The organism is Candidatus Villigracilis sp., from assembly GCF_057083605.1.
Window position 1 is genome coordinate 1 of the sequence record NZ_JBXMTI010000056.1, and the last position, 5,129, is coordinate 5,129.

4 protein-coding genes are annotated in these 5,129 nt (G+C 46.7%); 1 reads left to right on the forward strand and 3 read right to left on the reverse strand.

The window, feature by feature from the left end; genetic code table 11:
* The coding region (locus tag AC14M5_RS08815; protein WP_484029286.1) for a hypothetical protein at positions 1 to 545 on the forward strand (545 nt) is incomplete at its 5' end.
* Positions 546 to 985: 440 nt separating this feature from the next.
* Here the strand turns inward: AC14M5_RS08815 and AC14M5_RS08820 are convergent.
* The 3 genes from AC14M5_RS08820 to AC14M5_RS08830 all read right to left on the reverse strand — a co-directional run bounded on the left by AC14M5_RS08820 (position 986) and on the right by AC14M5_RS08830 (position 4,885).
* Positions 986 to 1,750 carry a hypothetical protein gene (locus tag AC14M5_RS08820; protein ID WP_484029287.1) on the reverse strand — a complete coding sequence of 255 codons (765 nt, stop codon included), beginning with the start codon at positions 1,748 to 1,750 and terminating at the stop codon, positions 986 to 988.
* Between the two features lie 178 nt (positions 1,751 to 1,928).
* Positions 1,929 to 3,017 carry a hypothetical protein gene (locus tag AC14M5_RS08825; protein WP_484029288.1) on the reverse strand — a complete coding sequence of 363 codons (1,089 nt, stop codon included), beginning with the start codon at positions 3,015 to 3,017 and terminating at the stop codon, positions 1,929 to 1,931.
* A 158-nt stretch (positions 3,018 to 3,175) separates the two neighbouring features.
* Positions 3,176 to 4,885, reverse strand: a complete 1,710-nt coding sequence (locus AC14M5_RS08830; protein WP_484029289.1) for a hypothetical protein — start codon at positions 4,883 to 4,885, stop codon at positions 3,176 to 3,178.
* Positions 4,886 to 5,129: the final 244 nt, after the last annotated feature.

Genomic DNA, 5,129 nt, shown 5'->3' on the forward strand with positions numbered 1-5,129 from the left:
ACCTACAAAGGCAAATTATTGAAGTTCTGGCCAAGGAGAAGGATCCCACGAAGCTTGGAAGTCTGTTGCCTGAAATTCTGGAGCTGACATACGAGAAGTTTTCGGCTCTGAAGAATAGAACGATTGAGTTGGAAGAGTTGATCGTTTCTCAAACCCTGAGCCGGGAATTGAATGGATACAGTGTTTTATCCCCTACGGCAATTGCAGCTCGGCAACTGCAAACACAACAGGGTATAACAGTACATAGGGGACAATGTGTGCGATTTATCTATATGGCGCAGTCACCTGGTGTCCATGCCTGGGAGTTATCTGCCAAACTGGATCCACGCGGCATCGATGTTCGTCAATACAGGGAACTTGCGTTTCGCGCGATTTATGAGGTGTTGGAACCTGTTGGCCTGAATGAGCGAGTTCTCAAGGATTGGATATTCAACGGCACCGGATATATCATGCCCACAGATCTGATCAACCCAGCCCAGCAGCGGGTAAAACAGGAATTGCCTTTGTTGGCTGACTTACGCTATTTGAGGGTTGATAAATTCTAAGAGCTGACCCAATTTGGTCCAGGAACTACCCAGTTGATGGTTCTTCTGCGACCGGAATCTCTACACCCACGCCACGCGAAGACAGGAAGCGTACAGTCCCGGCTGTCACCAGATCATACATGATGTTTACGGGGGTAGTCCCGCGACTGACGCGATTATACGCTGTTAATTAAATGAAGAAACCCCCACCGCAAAGAGAGATTTCTAGCGGAAAATCATGCTAAAAGAGACTATCTGTAACTGCTCACTTTGCATTGCACTGGATTAAGTGGTATTTTGCAGTGGAGATGAAACTGTTTGCTCAGGGCCGAATGTGGGGCAATTCTTGGTTGATCCATCTCAAACCGACTACCTTGTTGCCAAAATAATTCTCTCCATGCTATCAAATCTAGTGTGCTCCTTTTTCGGCAGTGTATCGAAGCTGTCGAATGCATGCTGTATCAGGCCGAGTCCGAAGCAGAATGTATCGCGTCTGATGTATCAGCAAACCAAGATAACGCGACCGATCGCAGATCCGGAAGGGATTCAAACACAACTTCCATGGGTTGGTCGATCCTTAGATCGATGCCGCTGACATCCGAGATTGTAAACATTAATGCATCTGCCACCTGAGCAAACCAGGCCGCGACATCAAACAATTCACCGACTAAATCTTCTAAAGACGCGTTCGCTCGGAGTTGTCTTAACAAAGCAATAAGCGCCTCCGCCAATAATGTCTCTGAGAAAGCAAAGAGGTTATTCGGCGCTGCATCTCGCTCTAAATAAGCATGCAACTCATCATCGATTCCTGGGAGGACTGCCGCGACCTCTTCGGGGGAGTAGTGAAAGGCAAATTGATTGCGAATCTTATTGCAGGCATTTTCTTTCCCGAAATAGGATCTGAGAGCTGTGAACGCTTGCTTGGCCGCATCATCGAGCTTTGGATCGTAGGTCCGCGAGAGCCCAGTCCCAAAGTATTTCCGCTCTAAAAGTCCCCACGACTCATTGAGTTTTCCCGCCAACAAACGTATGAACAAAAGCTCTAAGGTAAAGCGCGCCCGATTTTCAGCGTCGTTGCGCGCAGGAGCATTTGATGACCAATAAAGCATTTTTGCGAGCGCATTATTTTCATTGGCCGCGTGTCCCAACGCTAGATACAATGTACGTTCAAGCTCGGGCAGTTGGAGAAGTTTATCTTTATCGAGTTTTATATCAATGACTTTCATACTACTACTCCGCTTACGTGTGCTGAGGAAAATCTATTGAGCTAGGTCTAGCAGCTAGCGTTACTTGTTGATGGCTGGGATCCAATCAAGTTGATCAGATGGAATTAGGTTGAGCGTAATGTACTCCTTTTTCGCCTGGCGAGTTTCCCTGCCGGACACACACTGTGTTGGGCGGCCTTTAACGCTTGTTATCAGAACGTCCCAATAATAGTTCTATAGGATGTCCAAGTCTATATTCAATGAATGAACTTTGGAATGTTGGTATCCTATCAATTCCACAAGCAGTAAGAAGGACCCCATCAAATGTTATGCCTAAGTCTGGTTTTGGCATAGGTCTTAATGCCTTTGCCAATTGCCAGTCATTTCCAAGCAAGAAATTCACCATAAGCAGGTTGGGATGTTTTTGCAGAAGCTCATTTGCTGAAGTCTTATTGCTGAGTATTTCCTTGAGTGCGATTTTCAAGAAAGACGTTGGGTCACCTGCAGAAGTGAGAATTTGCTTTAACTCGAAATTGTGATCAACTGCATCCTGATTCTCCAAATAAACATAGAAATTTTTAGCTCCTGAGGGGATAGGCAATTCCAAAGGACTCTGTTGTTGAACCTCTCTTAATTTGTAGGGCAGAAACGATGGATTAAGATATGGCTCGAATAAATTATCTAAAAATACTTCAATTTCATTGTTCTTGGGTAAGGAAAACTTCAAACATGGAACGTGCTCTGCCTTGATTTGTGGGTGAATGCAACTGAATAGCTCACCAATAAACTCTTCAAGAGCAAATGATTTGCGATAAGTGGTACATTCAGCGAAAAAAGACGCCGAATCTACCGATACTTGAATATCAGGTCCAGTCTTTTTCCATTCTGTTTTTAAGCCAAGATGATCGGCAAAAAATGTTGCTGTCTGTAATTCCCAAATGAAACCCCAGAACTTATCAAACTCGCAACCTCCGGGGACACGACTTTCTTTATCCCATCCTGGCAAACCTGTGCTAATCTCAAGTAGTTTATCGAAGAATTCAAACAATCCTTCGTCTTCCCATGTCCCAAGTCTCCAGCTCAGGTAATGGCAATAAAAGGGAGGTCTTTCTGAGCATTCTTGTAATTTTTTAATTGGGAATATCTTACCGATGTGTTTATAACGGTCAAGACGCTCTCTCGCTCTTTGCCAATTGAGATATCGCTTTATGAAAGTTAAGTGAGCCGGTTCTCTCATCGCTTTATAATTTAGGCAACGGTTTGGGTTAGTTACTGATAGATTGGACAAGACTAGGTCGTTTTGACGGAATCAAGTTTACGTCCAGTGTAAGTCCTTTTTAGCGCGGCCAACCTCGCCAGTCGATTGCATGCTTTGTCGGGCGACAGCCTCATCAGGACATTTGGGTAAGCCTATTGAGCACCCTTGTTGCTGTACATTCAGGCTATTTATGAGATAAGCTGTTCAATAGTCTCAAGCTCATCGGCGACCTGTGTACAAACGTACCGAAAATGATTGCCGAACGTTTCGTGCTCCATGAGTGCATCCTGCGCAAGTTGCTCAGCTTCACTGCCGCTAGCATGCCCCTTGGCTTTTGAGCGCAAGAGCTGGATGGTTCGCAAGCTAATTAGCTTCCTACCCTCGCCAGATGTGTCACCCTTGTTAAGAAGTTTTTCGAGCAACGCAATTGTTCCATCATCCTTTTCGTATGGAACTTGCGCCGTATTGAGCTTCACGCGGATAAGCTTCGTCTCAAATCCTTCTACCACTAGTTTCGCCAAGTCCATGAATGCTTCGGCCCACTCGTCGCGGCTGTCGGTCAAAGGTGTATTAACGCGATCAAGTAGCTTCTCGTCCCGAAGAGTCCACCATGTAACTTTGTCACTGTGCCAACGCCGAACAATAGACAGAACTTTGCGCAACGGTTCCATAAAGGTAACCCACTCGCCTTTGAAATCGTTGATGAAGGCACGTTTGGAAATACTCGCCTTTGGCGGTTCGTTGAAAGAAAGCCAATGCAACTGCTCCTCGTAAGGAAGGCGACGTAGGTAACATATATAGGCATGCACCTGGCCTGCTTCATTGACATCGATTCCTTCTAGGTGCCACGCTGCCCGGCACGAAACATCCCGCTCGCCTACTGTGTACTTGTCTCGGTCTGCCTTGTACTTCAGAAGAACCTCGGGTCTGAAAAAAGCAGGTGATAGCTCGAAAGGCAATGAGTTACCCTCTGCATTGAAATAGTTTGCCGTGGCACTCGGCTCAGTCGAGACTCTGGCAATGCAACCGTTGCGCCAGTCATAGGCAATAAATTCAACATACTTTTTGTTCTTCTGTCCAAACCACCCACTGGTCATATCAGCGAAGACATTCTTTTCTGGGCGGCGCGGGCGAATGATCTGGACTCCGCGCGTGTAAGAGGCATAGTTCGGCATAACTTTCTGATGATAGAAGAAGTGATCCGAGTCATAGAAATTCTGTGGCGGTTCGTCTGACCAACCATTGAATCCTAATTTTCGGAACAAAGTAAAATCGAACATCCTCACCAGCGACGCATTGGATGCTGTCAGATACTTTTCCAGCGGTTCCCATATAAAGGACACAAGAGTTAGATTGCTTCCTTTGTCTTCGCGAGTAGTAATGGAAACTACAGGCTCAAGATCGCCATAATCATTGAAGCGGCAATAGGCTCGCTTTTCAGGACGCCAGTGGATCTCACATAGATGCGCATACTCCTGGTGCAGCTCGTAGTAAGTACGTCCTGGCCCGGTCCAACCCTCAAAGGTCCGCGCGAAGATCAATTGCACGGCATTCTCTAGCGTTTTGGCGCCGGTTCCACTCGATCCCCGTTCGATCCATACATCCTCACGCCCTCCTCCCCATACGTAACTAGCGATCGAATTGTAGGGGTTCAAACTCCAACCCATAAGGTCGTCCTGATCAATCGGCGAAAGGCTGGTATTCGGCACAACCACCGAGTGGACGAAGGTATACTCGCCCGACGCATAGATAACAAGTTCATTAGTCCATGCGTTTTCCTGCAGGAATGCCAGATGCGCTTTCGCGTCTAACCAATCTGAAAATGCGTGAGAATCTACTGGCACTTCGTCTAGCTTGGTGATCGACTCTATCAGTTTCTTGTGTTCGTAATTGTGCAACTGTTCTCTCCTGTCGCTTGGACTGGGTTCACCAAGGCGAGATTGCTAGCTCTTCCTACGTGGCACCGTTGCGGTAGGTAGCTGCCCTCCCCCCTCACAGATCCTGGCGTGCGGAATTATCGCACCGGGCTCTTCAGAGATACTCGCTTCTGTATGATAACCTAGTTAACTCAATGTGCAAGTTTTGCGAAACTCAAGTAAGGAAGATTTTCCTGAGCACAGAAGAAAACGGCTAGGGTATGGC

Excerpts from the sequence above, each read along its gene's own strand:
- AC14M5_RS08820 (WP_484029287.1), bottom strand. The coding sequence starts at position 1,750 with ATGAAAGTCATTGATATAAAACTCGATAAAGATAAACTTCTCCAACTG.